The 16,026-nt window shown below is 36.1% G+C and carries 20 protein-coding genes; 19 read left to right on the top strand and 1 reads right to left on the bottom strand.

Annotation, left to right across the window (positions count from 1 at the left end; genetic code table 11):
- From B1A77_RS07685 to B1A77_RS07705, 5 genes are all read left to right on the top strand, one after another.
- The gene (locus B1A77_RS07685) at positions 1-1,290 is read left to right on the top strand and encodes a homoserine dehydrogenase (RefSeq protein ID WP_012864342.1); all 1,290 of its coding nucleotides are present in this window, start codon (positions 1-3) and stop codon (positions 1,288-1,290) included.
- A 2-nt stretch (positions 1,291-1,292) separates the two neighbouring features.
- Positions 1,293-2,207 carry a homoserine kinase gene (gene thrB, locus B1A77_RS07690; protein WP_077708400.1) on the top strand — a complete coding sequence of 305 codons (915 nt, stop codon included), beginning with the start codon at positions 1,293-1,295 and terminating at the stop codon, positions 2,205-2,207.
- Between the two features lie 55 nt (positions 2,208-2,262).
- Complete coding sequence (gene htpX / locus B1A77_RS07695; RefSeq protein ID WP_077708401.1) at positions 2,263-3,138, top strand: zinc metalloprotease HtpX; 876 nt, start codon at positions 2,263-2,265, stop codon at positions 3,136-3,138.
- A 22-nt stretch (positions 3,139-3,160) separates the two neighbouring features.
- Positions 3,161-3,568: a nucleoside-diphosphate kinase gene (gene ndk / locus B1A77_RS07700; RefSeq protein ID WP_012864345.1), complete on the top strand. Its 408-nt coding sequence runs from the start codon at positions 3,161-3,163 to the stop codon at positions 3,566-3,568.
- 63 nt (positions 3,569-3,631) lie between these two features.
- A complete protein-coding gene (locus B1A77_RS07705) occupies positions 3,632-4,147 on the top strand; it encodes a cob(I)yrinic acid a,c-diamide adenosyltransferase (RefSeq protein WP_012864346.1) in 516 nt (171 codons plus the stop codon).
- A 47-nt stretch (positions 4,148-4,194) separates the two neighbouring features.
- Here the strand turns inward: B1A77_RS07705 and B1A77_RS07710 are convergent, their stop codons facing one another.
- A complete protein-coding gene (locus B1A77_RS07710) occupies positions 4,195-4,530 on the bottom strand; it encodes a hypothetical protein (protein WP_004695781.1) in 336 nt (111 codons plus the stop codon).
- A gap of 63 nt (positions 4,531-4,593) precedes the next feature.
- On the opposite strand from B1A77_RS07710, the gene cobU reads away from it, so the two are divergent.
- The 14 genes from cobU to B1A77_RS07780 all read left to right on the top strand — a co-directional run bounded on the left by cobU (position 4,594) and on the right by B1A77_RS07780 (position 16,024).
- Positions 4,594-5,172, top strand: a complete 579-nt coding sequence (gene cobU, locus B1A77_RS07715) for a bifunctional adenosylcobinamide kinase/adenosylcobinamide-phosphate guanylyltransferase (protein ID WP_004695782.1) — start codon at positions 4,594-4,596, stop codon at positions 5,170-5,172.
- Positions 5,165-6,682, top strand: a complete 1,518-nt coding sequence (locus B1A77_RS07720; RefSeq protein ID WP_077708402.1) for a cobyric acid synthase — start codon at positions 5,165-5,167, stop codon at positions 6,680-6,682. Before cobU ends, B1A77_RS07720 begins: the two co-directional genes overlap by 8 nt.
- 12 nt (positions 6,683-6,694) lie before the next feature.
- Positions 6,695-7,687, top strand: coding sequence for an adenosylcobinamide-phosphate synthase CbiB (gene cbiB, locus B1A77_RS07725; protein WP_004695785.1), 993 nt, complete (start codon positions 6,695-6,697; stop codon positions 7,685-7,687).
- Positions 7,687-8,580, top strand: coding sequence for an adenosylcobinamide-GDP ribazoletransferase (cobS, locus tag B1A77_RS07730; protein WP_077708403.1), 894 nt, complete (start codon positions 7,687-7,689; stop codon positions 8,578-8,580). Before cbiB ends, cobS begins: the two co-directional genes overlap by 1 nt.
- A gap of 73 nt (positions 8,581-8,653) precedes the next feature.
- Positions 8,654-9,538 (top strand): GHMP family kinase ATP-binding protein, encoded by an 885-nt coding sequence (locus B1A77_RS07735; protein WP_012864351.1) that lies wholly within the window; start codon positions 8,654-8,656, stop codon positions 9,536-9,538.
- Between the two features lie 24 nt (positions 9,539-9,562).
- Positions 9,563-10,693 (top strand): pyridoxal phosphate-dependent aminotransferase, encoded by a 1,131-nt coding sequence (locus tag B1A77_RS07740; RefSeq protein WP_077708404.1) that lies wholly within the window; start codon positions 9,563-9,565, stop codon positions 10,691-10,693.
- A gap of 7 nt (positions 10,694-10,700) precedes the next feature.
- Entirely contained in the window at positions 10,701-11,339 is a 639-nt protein-coding gene (gene cobC, locus B1A77_RS07745; protein WP_077708405.1) for an alpha-ribazole phosphatase, read from the top strand.
- Positions 11,339-12,037, top strand: a complete 699-nt coding sequence (locus B1A77_RS07750; RefSeq protein WP_077708406.1) for a pseudouridine synthase — start codon at positions 11,339-11,341, stop codon at positions 12,035-12,037. Before cobC ends, B1A77_RS07750 begins: the two co-directional genes overlap by 1 nt.
- Positions 12,038-12,107: 70 nt before the next feature.
- Complete coding sequence (locus B1A77_RS07755; RefSeq protein WP_077708407.1) at positions 12,108-13,181, top strand: M24 family metallopeptidase; 1,074 nt, start codon at positions 12,108-12,110, stop codon at positions 13,179-13,181.
- 15 nt (positions 13,182-13,196) lie between these two features.
- Positions 13,197-13,754, top strand: coding sequence for an elongation factor P (gene efp, locus B1A77_RS07760; protein WP_077708408.1), 558 nt, complete (start codon positions 13,197-13,199; stop codon positions 13,752-13,754).
- A 135-nt stretch (positions 13,755-13,889) separates the two neighbouring features.
- On the top strand, positions 13,890-14,270 hold the full coding sequence (locus B1A77_RS07765) for an Asp23/Gls24 family envelope stress response protein (protein WP_077708409.1): 381 nt from the start codon (positions 13,890-13,892) through the stop codon (positions 14,268-14,270).
- Between the two features lie 11 nt (positions 14,271-14,281).
- On the top strand, positions 14,282-14,677 hold the full coding sequence (locus B1A77_RS07770; protein WP_077708410.1) for an Asp23/Gls24 family envelope stress response protein: 396 nt from the start codon (positions 14,282-14,284) through the stop codon (positions 14,675-14,677).
- Positions 14,667-15,071, top strand: coding sequence for a transcription antitermination factor NusB (gene nusB / locus B1A77_RS07775; RefSeq protein ID WP_077708411.1), 405 nt, complete (start codon positions 14,667-14,669; stop codon positions 15,069-15,071). Before B1A77_RS07770 ends, nusB begins: the two co-directional genes overlap by 11 nt.
- Positions 15,071-16,024, top strand: a complete 954-nt coding sequence (locus B1A77_RS07780) for a Kae1-like domain-containing protein (RefSeq protein WP_077708412.1) — start codon at positions 15,071-15,073, stop codon at positions 16,022-16,024. The genes nusB and B1A77_RS07780 overlap by 1 nt, the downstream gene beginning before the upstream one ends.
- The last annotated feature ends 2 nt before the right edge of the window (positions 16,025-16,026 follow it).

Raw genomic sequence — 16,026 nt, forward strand, 5'->3', positions numbered from 1 at the left:
ATGACCACTATAAAAATTGCTTTATTAGGTTTTGGTACTGTTGCACAAGGTACTTTTAACTTATTGCAAGACAATGCTGAATTAATTAAAAATCGTACAGGTGTCAATGTTGAAATTTCAAAAATTTATGTACGAAATCCAGAAAAATATAGTCATATTACATTACCAGAAACAGCTAAATATGTAACTGATATTGATGAAGTGTTAAAAGACGATTCCATCCAAATGGTAGTGGAATTAATGGGTGGTACAAACTTTGCAAAAGATTGCGTAGAAGGAGCCTTAAAAGCTAAGAAGAATGTGGTAACTGCAAATAAAGACTTACTAGCAGAAGCTGGTCCATACTTATTAGACTTAGCGAGTAAAAATGGGGTAGATCTACGTTTTGAAGCATCTGTTCTAGGTGGTATTCCTATAATCCGCACATTATATGAATCGTTAGCCGGTAATCGTATTACTGAAATCATTGGTATTATGAATGGTACTACAAACTTTATTTTGACTAAAATGTCTGAAGAAGGTTTAAGCTACCAAGATGTATTGAAAGAAGCACAAGATTTAGGATATGCAGAGGCAGATCCTACAGCTGATGTAGAAGGCCTTGATGCAGCTCGTAAATTGGCAATCCTTGCATCTATTAGCTTTAACCGTCGTATTTTCTTTGAAGATGTAACTGTAGAAGGTATTACTTGTATTGATACTGAAGATATAAAATTTGGGAAAGAGTTTGGTTACAATATTAAATTATTAGGTATTGCTAAAGAAACTGCTCAAGGATTATCTCTAAATGTATATCCTGCATTTATTCCTACGACACACCCATTGGCATCTGTTCGAGGATCCTACAATGCAATTTATGTTAAGGGCAATGGTATCGATGATGTCATGCTATATGGTCGTGGTGCAGGTAGCTTACCGACAGGTAGTTCTGTAGTATCTGACATAATGGAAGTGGCAAAGAATGTCTCTTATAATGAAACAGGGCGTTTGAAACCGTTCTATTATGATCAAAAAGATATTTATTCTCCAGGTAAAATCCAATCTAGCTACTACTTGCGTTTAGCAGTGGATAATAAAACAGGTGTTCTAGCAAAAATCTCTGCAAAATTAGCAGAACAAAAAATTTCTGTTTTATCCATCGTTCAACGAAATATGGATCCAGAAACTGCAGTTCTTGCCATTGTTACATCTAAATGCCCAAGATCTTATATTTTAAATCTTATAGACTCTTTTAATAGCTTGCGCTCCGTTAAGGCTGTTAATAGTGTTATTCGTATTATGGAAGCTTAATTATGAATACTGTTCGTGTACAAGTACCTGCCACTAGTGCAAACTGTGGCCCAGGTTTTGATTGCTTAGGATTAGCACTAAATCTTTATAATATATTCAGCTTTACACCAGATGAAAATGCTACAGAATATACATATACTTTTGAAGGTTTTGGTGCAGATATTCTACGTGCTGAAGATCCTAAAAAGAATCTAATTGGTTTCGCTATGGATCAAGTTTTTGCTACTGCTCAAGAACCAATTCGATATGGTCATATAACTTCTGAAACCTTGATTCCTCCCTCTCGTGGACTTGGTAGTAGTAGTACGGCTATAGTAGGGGGACTTTTACTGGCGAACGCATTAGTAAAGCATCCACTTTCAAAAGAAGAGTTACTAGTTATAGCAAATCGTATGGAAGGTCATCCAGATAATGTGGCGCCAGCTATTTACGGAAATTTATGTTGTGCTACAGGTTTAAAAAATAAGGTATTAAACACGGTCATTTCTATTCCTCCGGAGCTACATTTTGCTGTTGTAGTACCAGAAGTCATGGTATCTACTGAATATGCTCGTTCTGTGCTACCAAATCATATTCCATTTAAAGAAGCTGTACAAAATGTAAGTCATGCTTCATTATTTGTAACAAGCTTAATTACGCATCAATTAAGTAATTTATCTGTTGCCTTAGATGACAACTTGCATGTACCTTATCGTAAGACATTGATTCCTCATTGTGATGAAGTTTTTGAAGCTGCAAAAGTTGCTGGAGCTTACGGTGCTACTATCAGTGGATCGGGTTCTACTCTGATTGCATATGTTGATAAAGCGCATGTACAAGAGGTAGCAAAGGCTATGGGGGCTGTATTCACAGTAAATGAGATTGAAAATAAAATATATTGCTTAGAAGCTGATACAACTGGAGCGTTAATTATATAGTTTATGGTATAATTATAGTGTTAGGCATAGTCCATAACAATAATTGGAGGAAACTATGAACAATATAAAAACAACACTTTTGTTAGCTACGCTAACGGCCATTTTAGTGGTTATTGGTGATATGATTGGCGGCAGAAGCGGTATGATTATGATGTTTGTCATATCCATGGGTATGAATTTTATGTCTTATTGGTACAGCGATAAAATCGTTTTAGCCCAATACAATGCTCAACCTGTTACTGCACAGTCTAATCCAAAACTATATGCAATGGTAGAGAAATTGGCTAAAAATGGTAATTTACCAATGCCAAAGGTTTATATCATTCCCAGTGAAGTACCGAATGCATTTGCAACAGGTAGAAATCCTAGTCATGCAGCAGTTGCTGTTACAGAAGGTATCCAACGTCTATTAACTGATGAAGAATTAGAAGGTGTGCTTGCACACGAATTAACACATGTTAAGAATCGAGATACATTGATTAGTACAATTGCAGCTATGATGGCTGGTGCTATTTCTATGATAGCCAATATACTTCAATTTACTGCCATATTTGGGCGTTCCGATGATCGAGAAGGTACTAACCCTTTGGCGCTTCTTGGTACAATCATTATTGCACCTATCGCAGCTGGTCTTATTCAGATGAGTATTTCCCGTACTCGTGAGTTTTTAGCTGATGAGGGGGGTGGAGATATGTGTCGCAATCCATTAGCACTGGCTTCTGCACTTGCAAAAATTGACTACTACTCTAAACATGGTGCATTGCCTAATGCAAGTAATGCTACAGCCCATATGTTTATTATTAACCCTATGATGGGAATTGGTGAAAGCTTGAGCAATCTTTTTAGTACACATCCTCGCACGGAAGAACGTATTCAAAAGTTAAAGAAACAAGCTATGAATCCAAAGTATAAAGAAAAGGCAATATTATAATTAGTATCTACTGGAGGGTATCATGCAAGAAACATTAGTTTTAATTAAACCAGATGCAGTTAAACGTCAATTAAGTGGTGAAATCCTTAGCCGTTATGAACGTAAAGGCCTTGTTGTTAAAGCATTAAAACTCTTACAAGTACCTCGTGAATTAGCGAAAGAACACTATGCAGAACATAAGGAAAAGCCATTCTTTGGTGAATTAGTTGATTTTATTACATCAGGCCCAGTTCTTGCTTTTGTGTTAGCTGGTGAGAACGCAATTGTATCCGTACGTGCTTTAAACGGAGCAACAAATCCTGTAGATGCTGCCCCTGGTAGTATTCGTGGTGACTATGCCCTAACAATGGATGCTAACGTAGTACATGCTTCTGATTCTCCAGAAGCCGCTGCTCGTGAAATTCATCTTTGGTTCCCTGAATACAAATAATCTCAAGGTTGGGATTCTTTAGCTTTTATTTCTACATCCATGTTATCTATAGGAGGTAATCATATGGCAAGTAGCGTTTATACAAAAACAGGTGATGCTGGTACAACTGGTTTATACACGGGCGAACGTGTACAGAAATCATCTTTACGCGTAGAAGCTTATGGTACAATCGATGAATTACAAGCTTTTTTAGGATTGGCTCGCGCTTATGCTGAAAATCCACGTGTTTCTGCTGAATTATACGATATTGAGCGCAACTTATGGACATTAATGGCTGATATTGCAAGTTTAAATGCCGCTCCGGTAATTACTGAGCAATATGTAAAGCATTTAGAAAAAGTTATAGATCGCTTTGATGCAAAATTAGAACCTTTATCTAGTTTTGTTATTCCCGGTGAAAAACAATCTTCTGCTTATTTACATGTAGCTAGAACGATTACTCGACGTGCGGAACGCGCTTTATGGCGGGTATTAGACGCTGGTGAAAGTGTTCACGAATCTAATTTAAAATACTTAAATCGTCTATCCGACCTTTGCTTTATCTTGTGTCGTGTAGAGGAAGAACTTGGAGCAGAATAAACAAAAAAAGCTATGTATTTTACATAGCTTTTTGCTCGTTATAGACCTTATTGTGAAATTGTTTGGTTTAAAACATCTTGAGGACTAGGATAGTAGAAAAAGATATGAGGAATTTCATAACGGAATTTTTCTCTTAATAGATTGGCTAATGTTGTTTCAAAGTTTATAATTTTATCAGCGCCGAAATCAAAGTCTTCAACTAATACTAAGAGTTGTGCTTCAACTTGAGGTGCATTTTCTGGTAAGGCTTCTGGTGGTAGCGGAACATTTACTACTACTCGTGCAGTACCAATATATTTACCTTGCCCGTCATCGATGGCAACACGATATGTGTTATCCCATAAAGTAGCCATCATTTTTAGTTTCATATTCATAATTTCCATAGTATCGCTCCTTTGTTATACTTATAATGATACTGAAATTATAAATTCTTGTATAGGTGCATTATGAAATCACAAATTATATTGTGTTCCGGTGGGGCACGCAGTGGAAAAAGTGAATTTGCTGAACGTTTAGCATTGGCTACAAAGGGGCCAAAAGCTTATGTAGCTACGGGCCAAGCTTTTGATGAGGAAATGGTGGATCGCATCAAAAAACATCAAGAGCGACGAGGAAAAATATGGAATAATTTTGAAGTACCTTTACATTTAGCTGATGAATGGGAAAATATCAGTCAATCAGCAGATGTAATTCTTATAGATTGTTTAACCATGTTCACTACCAATCACATGATGGCTTATGGCTCCATTCGTGGTCAAGAAGATGCTAATAGATTAGAACAGACAATACTTTCAGAATTAGACACTTTATTAGACTCGATACAATCATGTGAAGGTAAAACAGTTATATTTGTGACCAATGAAATTGGGTTAGGTATTGTGCCGGATAATAAACTGGCTAGATATTTTAGAGATATTGCTGGTCGTGTGAATCGAGCAGTAGCTTCTGTTGCAGATAAACTCTATTTAACAATTAGTGGTGTTACCATTGAATTGAAATCACAGGAGGTTCATATAAATGGCTAAGAAAATCATGTTTCAAGGAACGAGTTCTAATGTAGGTAAAAGTATTCTTTGTACTGCATTATGCCGTATTTTTTATAGAAAAGGTTTTAAGACCGTTCCTTTTAAAGCACAAAATATGGCCCTCAATTCTTATGTGACAAAATGGGGCGATGAAATTGGCCGTGCTCAAGTCGCTCAAGCCGAAGCCGCTGGTATTGATCCAATTGTTCAAATGAATCCTGTGTTATTAAAACCTACAGGAAATCAATCGTCTCAAGTTGTATTGATGGGGAAACCTGTTGGCGTATATAGTGCCAAAGAATATCATGCAAAATATTCACTAACCGCTTTAGATAAGGTTAAAGAATCTATTGATTTCTTAGACTCAAATTTTGATATGATGGTTATCGAAGGTGCCGGTAGTCCTGCAGAAGTTAACTTAAAAGCAAATGATATTGTAAATATGCGTATTGCCAAGATGACTCAAGCTCCAGTTTTTCTCATTGCAGATATTGACCGAGGTGGTGCTATTGCGTCCATTGTTGGTACCTTAGAATTATTAGAACCAGAAGAACGCGATCTTATTAAAGGTATCGTTATCAATAAATTCCGTGGTGATATCAAACTATTAGAACCAGCTCTTACATTTATTGAAGAAAAAACAGGTAAAAAAGTGGTAGGTGTTATTCCTGCCATTGAGAACCTCGATATTGATGAAGAAGATTCTGTTGCATTAGAGAACAAACGCAATAGTGGTACTAAAGATATTCAGGTCGTAGTTATGCAAACACCTAAAATCTCTAATTTTACAGACTTTGATGCACTTAATTATGAGCCAGATGTATCTGTCCGTTTTGTAGGCCCTGGAGATGTTATCGGTACGCCAGATTTAATTATATTACCTGGTTCTAAAAATACATTGGCTGACTTAACATATTTACGTGATACAGGCTTTGCTGATGAAATCAAAAAATTGGCTGCTCAAGGTACACCTATTATCGGTGTTTGTGGCGGTAACCAAATGTTAGGTAAAACTATTTATGATCCGCATCATATGGAAGGTGATATCGAGGAAATTCAAGGACTTGGCCTTGTTGAATCCTCCACGACTATGAAGGCTCAAAAAACTACCCATCAAGTACAATTCAATGTATCTAATTTACAGTTTTTAAATGGTACTTTCAGGGGTGAAAAATTAGTAGGCTATGAAATTCATATGGGGGATACTACGCCACTAGCAGATTCGGTGTCTCGTTGCTTTACAATTACAAGTCGCAGTGAAGAGGCTGTCAATGTTATTGATGGTTTTATTGATGGTAATCATCAAGTAATGGGTACATATATTCACGGTGTATTTGATAATGACGAGTTTAGACGTTTTATTATCAATCAATTACGTGAACGCAAGGGATTACAACCATTAGATGTAGTATTCCATTATTTTGACCATAAAAATGCGGCATATAATCGCTTAGCTGATATTGTGGAGGAACATCTAGATATGGATTATATTATGTCTACCTTGGGATAGTAGAGGAGATATATGGAACATTTAGCAATTTTTCACTGGTTTTCAAAGTATAACTTTGTGTGCATACCAGTTTTAGCATTTTTATTGGATTTAATTATTGGAGATCCCAATAGTAAATATCATCCAGTGGCCATTATTGGACGTATAATATCTTTTTTTGAAGCCGTTCTTTATAAAGACACTGATAATGATACGAAGAAATTGTGGTACGGTGGTATTGCAGTAGGTTTAATTCTTATATCGGTATATATCATAGTATCTTTATTGTTATGGCTAGGTGGAGTAGTAGACGAATGGGTATACTATGCTTTCGAAGTAGTGATCCTCTACATTGCCATTTCTCCACGTTCATTGGCTGGCGCAGGTTTTACCATTAGTCAGTTAATAAAACAAGGTAATATTGTAGATGCTCGCAAACGTTTATCATGGATTGTGGGACGAGATACGGAAGACTTAGATGAAAGCGAAATCACTCGGGCTACAGTAGAAACGATTGCGGAAAATACGGTAGATGGTATTATTGCACCTTTTTTCTTTTTTATTATCGGTGGCCCTATGGGGGCTATTCTTTATAGAACTGCTAATACTATGGATTCTATGTTAGGCTATAAGAATCAAAAGTACTTGTACTTTGGTCGCGTAGCTGCACGCTTTGATGACATATTAAATTGGATTCCTGCCCGAATTACCTTTGTATTATTTGTAATTTCTGCATTCTTTTTACGCTTTGATGCTAAAAAGGCAATAGAAATCGGTTTACGTGATGCAAAAAAACATCCTAGTCCTAATGGGGGGTATGCAGAAGCACCTGTGGCAGGGGCCTTACATATCCGTTTAGGTGGTTACAATCAGTATTTCAAAAAAATGACCTTCCGTGAATATATGGGGGATCCTATTGAAAAGCTAAACCGTAACCATATTACTCGAACAATTTATATGATGTATGTTACGACTATACTAATGGTTATCATTAGTACAGTCATTACCTATGGGATGAATGTATAATGACACCTTTTTTTATAGCACTACAATTTTTAACGCGTTTAAAACTTGTAAATCAAACTGAATGGTCTGTAGAGGACTTTGGTAAATCGGTAGTAGCCTTTCCTTATGTGGGCCTTATTATTGGTCTCATATTAGCTATATTATATGGCGTATTGTCGCCATTTATTCCGATTATGCCATTGATGTTAATTATCGTTGTGGCTGAGTTTTTAATAACTGGTGGCCTTCATGCTGATGGTTTGATGGATACAAGCGATGGTTTGTTTTCCGGCCGTGAAAGAGAACGTAAACTAGAAATCATGAAAGATAGTCGTATAGGCTCCTTTGGAGTTGTTGCTTTTGTATTTGTTACACTTTTGAAATGGCAATTATTAGCTTCGATTCCATCGGCTGAATTTATTCCTATGGCACTCATTATGATGCCTTTAATGAGCCGCTGGTCTATGGTTTTTAGTATTCGATCCTATCCATATGCTAGAGAACAGGGGATGGGGGCAGCATTTGCTAATTTAGCACCTAAATATGTTATTACTTATAACACCATATCTACGTTCTTTATGCCTATTCTATTACTATTAATCGGTTTAGTATTATATACACTTTTATATGGTGCTTATGCAATTTTTTCAGCACCTGATGTAGGGTATTTGGTAGGACTAGGTGTGTTAGTATATGCTACTATAGGTATTTTCCAAATCAATATTGTTAGCATGATTATTACGTATATTATTAACCGATTATTAAACCGCTATATTGTAAAAGCGTTAGGTGGCACTACTGGTGATACATATGGATTTGTTGTGGAAGTAACTGAAGTATTATTGATATTGGTATATAGCATAATTTTATCTATACTATCAGCTACGGTAGTTAATAATCCAACTATGTTCTAACTCTAAATTTTTGATTTTCAAAGTTTTAATATTTTTAGAACGTATACTTTATTTGATGTGAAAGGAGTTTAATGTGACCTATTATGTAAGAGCCCCAGGTACATGTGGGGAATTTCTACAAGGTTCTATTGATGGTCAGTCATTTTTAGTGACATGTCCAATTAATCGATACTCCTACGCATTGAGTAATGTAATACAACCTTTTTCTAAAGAATTTTGTGCACTTCAACCAAAATCTGCACAAGCTCGTAAATTAGTACAAGAATTGGTCCAACAAAAAAATAAAAATCAAATTTGCCCGCCTGTGTATGTAAGATCCGATATTCTACAAGGAAAAGGCATGGCTTCAAGTTCGGCAGATATTTCTGTAACAGCTATGGCTACAGCTTTGGCCATGGACTATGATTTATCATTAAAAGAACTTGAGCAAATTTGTCTATCTGTAGAGCCTACAGATGCCTCTTTTTATCAAGGTGTAACTCAGTTTGATTATATTAAAGGGACTATCTCTAAGCCATTAGGTATGTGCCCACCTTTAAAAATCCTCGTTTTTGACGAAGGCGGTAGCATTGATACAGTTAGCTTTAATAAACAAGCAGATTTACAAAATAAAATTTTAGAAAAAGAATCTATTATACAAGAATCCTTTGATTTGTTTAAACAGGGTCTTATAACGCATGATATAAAGCTCATTGGTCAAGCTGCTACATTAAGTGCTTTTGGCAATCAGCGTATTTTATATAAACCTAATTTATATGACTTTCACGATGTAGGTAATTCTTATAATAGTGTGGGAACAATCATCGCTCATAGCGGAACCATTATGGGACTATTATTCCCCGTTGATTATGGTCGTATTGATGATTGTAAGAATGAGATTTTGCGTAAGTTGCCACAATTAACCTATGTAGATACGGTTGAAACTACGAATGAAGGATTAACTTATATCAAACGATAAAGTATTTCATAGAAAGAGAATAGTATGTCTAAAATACATGGGGGCAATATCTTTCAGTTTGCCCATGAACAACGAATTGAACCATACGATGTTATTGACTTTAGTGCTAATATTAATCCACTAGGCCCTAGCCAACATGGCTTATCTGCATTAGAATCTCAATTGCGATATATATCACATTATCCGGATGCTACAAATGATGATATATTAAATGCCATTGCTGATATCTATGGTATGAATAAAAATCAAATTGTAGTTGGCAATGGAGCAGCAGAGCTATTATATGCAATTTGTCGGTTACCTGGCTATACGGGCGCTTTTGTTCCCGCACCAGGTTTTTCTGAATATAAAGCAGCTTTAGAAGCAAGTAGAATTCCAGTACGCGATATTTATTATCGACCACGGGAAGATGAACATGGAAAACCTTATTTTGAGGTTCCTTATTTAGCATTAGAAACTTTTGCAGCTGAGTTAAAGGGGCAAGATGGTCGTATTATTGTATTTCTAGGTAATCCCAATAATCCAGATGGTACGTTACTTGATAAAAACCATATTCGTACTATTGCAAGCATGCTGAAAGATGCTAATAGTTTACTTGTTATAGATGAGTCCTTTATCGATTTTGTTGGTAACGACACTTTACAAGATAATGAATACTCCATGCGCTCCCTAGTTAACGAGTTTGATAATATTATCGTGGTTCATTCTTTTACAAAATTCTATGCCGTGCCAGGGCTACGAATTGGTGCTGCTTTCAGCAATCCTCTTATCATTGAGCAACTAAATAGTTTTATTCCAACTTGGTCTGTTAACACATTAGCTCAATCCTATACAGAGGCGGCTTTGAATGATGTAGAGTATGTGAAACGAACAAAACAAGTATTACATGAAGAGCAACTTTTTATGTATAACTCATTAGATACTATAAATGGTATTACTGTATATCCGCCTTCAGCTAATTTTATATTGTTCCACATTGAACAAGAAGGAATAACAGCAGAGTCGATTAATGAAGCGCTTAAAAAATATAATATGATTGTTCGCAACTGTGATTCTTATATGGGATTAAATAATCAATGGGTTCGCGTTGCAATAAAAGATCATGATACTAATGTTAAGTTAGTAGAAAAATTAACAGATATTTTGAAAGTATAGGAAGACTATGAAGACATTGTATATTGTGCGCCATGGTGAAACTGATTGGAACAAAATGGGAAAATACCAAGGCATCACAGATGTTCCACTTAATGAAAATGGTTTAAATCAAGCAAAGGCATGTGGTCAGGCTCTTAAAGATGTTAAATTTGATCGCATATTATCTAGTGATTTGAGTCGTGCTTTAGTTACAGCTGAAGTCATTCGCGGGGAACGTACTACTCCTATAACAGTAGATAAACGCTTACGAGAACTTAATTTTGGCGATTGGGAAGCTATGTTGTTTTCAGATATCGAAGATCGTTGGCCTGGTTTGATTGATGAAATGTATTTGCGACCACATCTAGTTAAGGTTCCTAATGGTGAAAGCTTTAAGAATTTACAAGACCGTGCATGGGCAGGTCTAGAGGAATTCATCAATGTTAATAATGAGGAGGAAACACTTCTCATTACTTGTCATGGTGGAACTATACGAACATTATTGTGTAAATTATTAGATATTTCCATTAGTCATTGTTGGAATTTTAGTCAAGGTAATACAGCAATTAATCGTATATTCTATAATGGCATGGGAGAATTTGATCATAATATTTTAAACTTGCTCAATGATACAGCACACGTAGATATATTACAAGGTCATGCATAATGCGACTAGATAAATTATTAGCCAATAAAGCTTATGGTAGTCGAAAAGAAGTCCATCAAATCATAAAGGATAGAAGGGTTACCATCAATGGTAGTATAACAACGAAAAAAGATACTCACATTGATATTGATGTTGATATAGTTGCTGTTGATGGTAAGGTTGTTAGTACTACTCAACTTTATTATGTAAAATTTCATAAGCCAAAGGGCTATGTTACAGCGGTAGAAGATTCTAATCACCCTGTTGTTATGGATTTACTCCCTCCAGAATTCATAAAAATGGGAGTTGTTCCAGTAGGCAGATTAGACAAGGATACAGAAGGACTTTTATTATTAACTAATGATGGTGTATGGGGACACTCTATCATCAATGGTAATAAACATGTGCCTAAGGTCTATTACGTGGAATTTGATGGAGAACTATCTAATGAAGGTGTACAACGTATTAAAGAGGGGATTCTTCTTGGAGATGGTACGCAATGTAAACCTGCAGAAATCGAATCTTTATCTTTACACTCAGCACATATAACGATTGAAGAAGGCAAGTATCATCAAGTTAAGCGCATGTTTGGAGCTGCAGGTGGTACTGTAACGTATTTAAAACGTCTTACGATTGGTCATGTTGATCTAACTGGTATTGAAGAGGTTGGTTCTGTAATGGACTTGACCGTTGAACAGATAGAGGGCTTTAAAAAATAGCATAAAATTCTATTCAATATAGGCATTTTATGGTAATATTAATTGTACTTTATAGACTAGGAACAAGATTATGAATGGATTAAATCTGCTACAACAGTATATTAAAGAGCAAGAATTAACAGGCGTCATTTTGATAAGCCCTATAAATTTACATTATTTTGCAGGTTTTACTGGTACTACAGGCTTTGCTATTATTACACAAGATAAAGCCTTTATGATTACCGATTTCAGATATACTGAACAGGCAACAAAACAATGTGAAGGGTACACAGTTATTCAATATGAAACAACTGTTATGGATACTCTTGTAGATATATTCAATGAACATCATATTCACGAAGGCTTATTTGGTGTAGAAGGCAAACAAATGCCTGTTGATATCTATGAGTCCTTGTGTGATACATTAGATGATAACTTTAACTTTACATCTATCAATTTTGCTAAGTTACGTGCTGTAAAACGAGAAGATGAATTAGAGTTATTACGTATAGCTGCTAAAATTGGTGATGATTCCTTTGCTGCATTGCTACCACAACTTAAGGTGGGGATGACAGAAAATGAAGTTCGCATCATTTTAGAAACGGAAATGTTGAAACGTGGCTCTGAGGAACCTTCCTTTGCCACAATAATTGCTTCTGGGAATCGCTCTAGTATGCCTCATGGTGTAGCTAGTGACAAGGTTATCGAAGCAGGCGATTTTGTAACCATAGATTTTGGTTCTGTTTACAAAGGTTATCATTCTGATATGACGAGAACTATTGTAATGGGTCCTGCATCAGAATTACAAAAAAAGCTGTATAGTATTGTTTTAGAAGCACAAAAACGCGGCGTTGCAGCTGTTCGAGCTGGTATTACTGGTAAAGAATTAGATGCAATTTGTCGTGATTATATTAAAGAACATGGATATACCAAGGAATTTAATCATGGTACTGGTCATGGATTAGGTCTTGAAATTCACGAAGAACCAGTAGCTAATACTAAATCCGATACGGTATTTACAGAAAATATGATCATTACGATAGAGCCTGGAATTTATATTACCGGTACTATCGGATTGAGAATAGAGGATAGTGTCATCGTCAAATCTGACGGCTATGAGGTGTTGACACACAGTCCAAAAGAGTTAATTGAACTAAGTATTTAGAAGGAGAAGAGTTAGATGATTTCCAGTAATGATTTTCGCCCAGGTGTAACCGTTGAAATCGACGGTAATGTATGGCAAGTAGTTGATTTCCAACACGTTAAACCAGGTAAAGGTGCTGCATTCGTACGTACTAAAATGAAAAACTTGCAAACTGGTTCCGTAGTAGAGCGTACATTCAATGCAGGTGAAAAAGTGCCAAAAGCACATGTTGATCGTCGTCGTATGCAATACTTATACGAATCTGATGGCGCTTATACATTCATGGATAACGAAACTTACGACCAAGTTGAACTTACCCTTGAACAATTAGGTGATGCTAAAAACTTCCTTCTTGAAAATATGGAAGTTTCTATCATGTTCTTCCAAGGTATCGTAATCGGTCTTGACTTGCCTGTAGCTGTTGAGCTTCGCGTAGTTGAAACAGATCCTGGCATCCGTGGCGATACTGCAACTGGTGGTAATAAACCAGCTGTATTAGAAACAGGCTACACTGTAAAAGTACCTCTCTTCATTGAAGTAGATGATGTACTTCGTATTGATACTCGTACAGGACAATACATCGAACGTGCCTAATACTCATTGATATGTATTGGGGCTAGATCTTTTCATGGAATCTTATTCCCCATATATCGTAACATTTGCACTGTAAGCACTTGTCGTCTATGTAATTATATATAGGGACAAGTGCTTTTTTTGAAAGAGGCCAGTATGACAAAGAAAAATACTGAACTAGAGTCTGGTAAAATCAAGATTAACGAAGATGTATATGCCACAATTGTAACAATGACTGCACTTGATACAAAGGGCATACATCATATGAGCTCCACCTTTAATGATGGTGTTAATACCTTCTTTAGACGAAAGTCTGATCATGAAGGTGTTAAGATATCTTTTAATGATGAAGGAGCTATATTAGTTACACTCTATGTATGCATTCAATACGGATATCGTATTCCAGATGTTGTTTTACGCCTACAAGAGCGTATTAAAACGGCCTTAGTATCTTATACAGAAATTGAGGTTCAAACTATTGATGTGGTCGTACAAGACATTATTTTTGATGACTTAGTAACGCCGCAACAACCATAGGAGGTATCTCTATGAGTTCAGACAATCAATTAAATTATGGCTTAGATACGGATACCATTGATATTGCAGATTCTGTCATCATTGATGTAGCGACGAAAACTTTAGGTACTATTCCTGGTATTCATTCTTTAAGTCCACGCTTTTACGATGAGTTAGTAGAGGGTATTACCCATGCGTTTGGTCAACGTAGTTTACCTGGTATCAATGTAAAACATCGTAAAGGGTTTATTGAAATTAACATTTATATCAAAGCATTGTATGGATATAATCTTATTGAATTATCTAAACAGCTGCAGTCAGAAATCAAACAAATCTTAAAAAATATGCTAGATCTTGATCATGTTAAGGTTGATGTACATATTGAAGGGATTGTAAAAGAAAAGGAGCCAGTTTTACATGGTAACTAAGCGAAATCGACGAGAAGCTCGTCAATACGCATTCCAAATGTTATATGCTAATGAATTTCATACCGATCAAAATGATGTTCAATTTCCTGAAGGAAATATCCATAAAGCTATGGATAAGGCATATGCAAATAGTATTATAGAGGGTGTACTATCAAACGCTGAAGCAATTGATGCTATATTACAGCCATTCTGTAAATCTCGTAAGGTAGCAAATCTAGATAAGGTGGATCGGTCTATTTTACGTATTGCCGTTTGGGAAATGACAAATAAAGTGGAACCTTTAGAGCCATCTATTGCTATTAATGAAGCCATTCAATTAGCTAAAGAGTTTGGCTCTGATGCATCTTATAAATTAATTAATGCAATCTTAGACGCATATAATAAGAGTAAATAATGAAACGATATTACTTAGGCATTGATACGAGCTGTTACACCACAAGTTGTGCCATTGTAGATAGCGACTTTCACATAGTAGGGGAAGCACGTAAAATCTTAGAGGTAAAACCAGGTGAACGAGGACTACAACAATCAAATATGGTCTTTCAGCATACAAAGGCATTGCCTAAACTAATGTCAGAATTACCTCAAGTACCGATTAGCGGTATCGGTGTTAGTGGTTTTCCGCGGCGAGAAGAAAATTCGTATATGCCGGCTTTTATGGTTGGTTTAGGACAAGGGGAAACCTTGAGTCATTTTATGAATGTGCCTTTACACATTTTTGCGCACCAAGAGAATCATATATTAGCAGCACTGAGAGATTTAGCACATATTCCGACTGATCCATTTTTGGCATTACATCTGTCAGGTGGTACTACAGAGCTAGTATATTGTCATTATCAAGGTGAAGGGATTTTTGAATCTCAGATTGTTGGCGGTTCTAAAGATTTACAAGGTGGACAATATGTTGATCGCATCGGTGTCGCTATGGGCTTACCATTTCCTGCAGGTAAACATTTAGAGGCGTTAGCATTACAAACTACAGAGTATGAACCATTGCCATCATCTGTAAAAGATGGCTGGATTAGCTTTGCCGGCCCTTGTAGTGCTGCTATGCGCCGTACAAGTGAAGCTATGAGTGATACGGATAAAGCTAATTTAGCTAGAGCTGTTTTTACTTCTATGGGAAATGCTCTAGAGAAAATGATAACTTATCATACTAAAGAGAAACCTGTACGTACACTTATCGCTGTAGGTGGTGTGATGAGTAATAGTTTACTTCGTAAGCGAATGGAAACCTATTGTAAACGAAATCATCTCAAATTACATGTGGCACAGCCACAATTTTCTATTGATAATGCTACAGGCAATGCTTTTGGTGCTGCTTATTTACAAGAATCTAGAGGATAATC

This window comes from Veillonella parvula, from assembly GCF_002005185.1.
Classification (GTDB): domain Bacteria; phylum Bacillota; class Negativicutes; order Veillonellales; family Veillonellaceae; genus Veillonella; species Veillonella parvula_M.

Excerpts from the sequence above, each read along its gene's own strand:
- B1A77_RS07750 (WP_077708406.1), top strand. The coding sequence starts at position 11,339 with ATGCGACTAGATAAATTATTAGCCAATAAAGCTTATGGTAGTCGAAAA.
- thrB (WP_077708400.1), top strand. The coding sequence starts at position 1,293 with ATGAATACTGTTCGTGTACAAGTACCTGCCACTAGTGCAAACTGTGGC.
- B1A77_RS07685 (WP_012864342.1), top strand. The coding sequence starts at position 1 with ATGACCACTATAAAAATTGCTTTATTAGGTTTTGGTACTGTTGCACAA.
- B1A77_RS07755 (WP_077708407.1), top strand. The coding sequence starts at position 12,108 with ATGAATGGATTAAATCTGCTACAACAGTATATTAAAGAGCAAGAATTA.
- ndk (WP_012864345.1), top strand. The coding sequence starts at position 3,161 with ATGCAAGAAACATTAGTTTTAATTAAACCAGATGCAGTTAAACGTCAA.
- B1A77_RS07770 (WP_077708410.1), top strand. The coding sequence starts at position 14,282 with ATGAGTTCAGACAATCAATTAAATTATGGCTTAGATACGGATACCATT.
- B1A77_RS07765 (WP_077708409.1), top strand. The coding sequence starts at position 13,890 with ATGACAAAGAAAAATACTGAACTAGAGTCTGGTAAAATCAAGATTAAC.
- B1A77_RS07740 (WP_077708404.1), top strand. The coding sequence starts at position 9,563 with ATGTCTAAAATACATGGGGGCAATATCTTTCAGTTTGCCCATGAACAA.
- cobS (WP_077708403.1), top strand. The coding sequence starts at position 7,687 with ATGACACCTTTTTTTATAGCACTACAATTTTTAACGCGTTTAAAACTT.
- B1A77_RS07705 (WP_012864346.1), top strand. The coding sequence starts at position 3,632 with ATGGCAAGTAGCGTTTATACAAAAACAGGTGATGCTGGTACAACTGGT.
- B1A77_RS07780 (WP_077708412.1), top strand. The coding sequence starts at position 15,071 with ATGAAACGATATTACTTAGGCATTGATACGAGCTGTTACACCACAAGT.
- htpX (WP_077708401.1), top strand. The coding sequence starts at position 2,263 with ATGAACAATATAAAAACAACACTTTTGTTAGCTACGCTAACGGCCATT.
- nusB (WP_077708411.1), top strand. The coding sequence starts at position 14,667 with ATGGTAACTAAGCGAAATCGACGAGAAGCTCGTCAATACGCATTCCAA.
- cbiB (WP_004695785.1), top strand. The coding sequence starts at position 6,695 with ATGGAACATTTAGCAATTTTTCACTGGTTTTCAAAGTATAACTTTGTG.
- cobU (WP_004695782.1), top strand. The coding sequence starts at position 4,594 with ATGAAATCACAAATTATATTGTGTTCCGGTGGGGCACGCAGTGGAAAA.
- efp (WP_077708408.1), top strand. The coding sequence starts at position 13,197 with ATGATTTCCAGTAATGATTTTCGCCCAGGTGTAACCGTTGAAATCGAC.
- cobC (WP_077708405.1), top strand. The coding sequence starts at position 10,701 with ATGAAGACATTGTATATTGTGCGCCATGGTGAAACTGATTGGAACAAA.
- B1A77_RS07720 (WP_077708402.1), top strand. The coding sequence starts at position 5,165 with ATGGCTAAGAAAATCATGTTTCAAGGAACGAGTTCTAATGTAGGTAAA.
- B1A77_RS07710 (WP_004695781.1), bottom strand. The coding sequence starts at position 4,530 with ATGGAAATTATGAATATGAAACTAAAAATGATGGCTACTTTATGGGAT.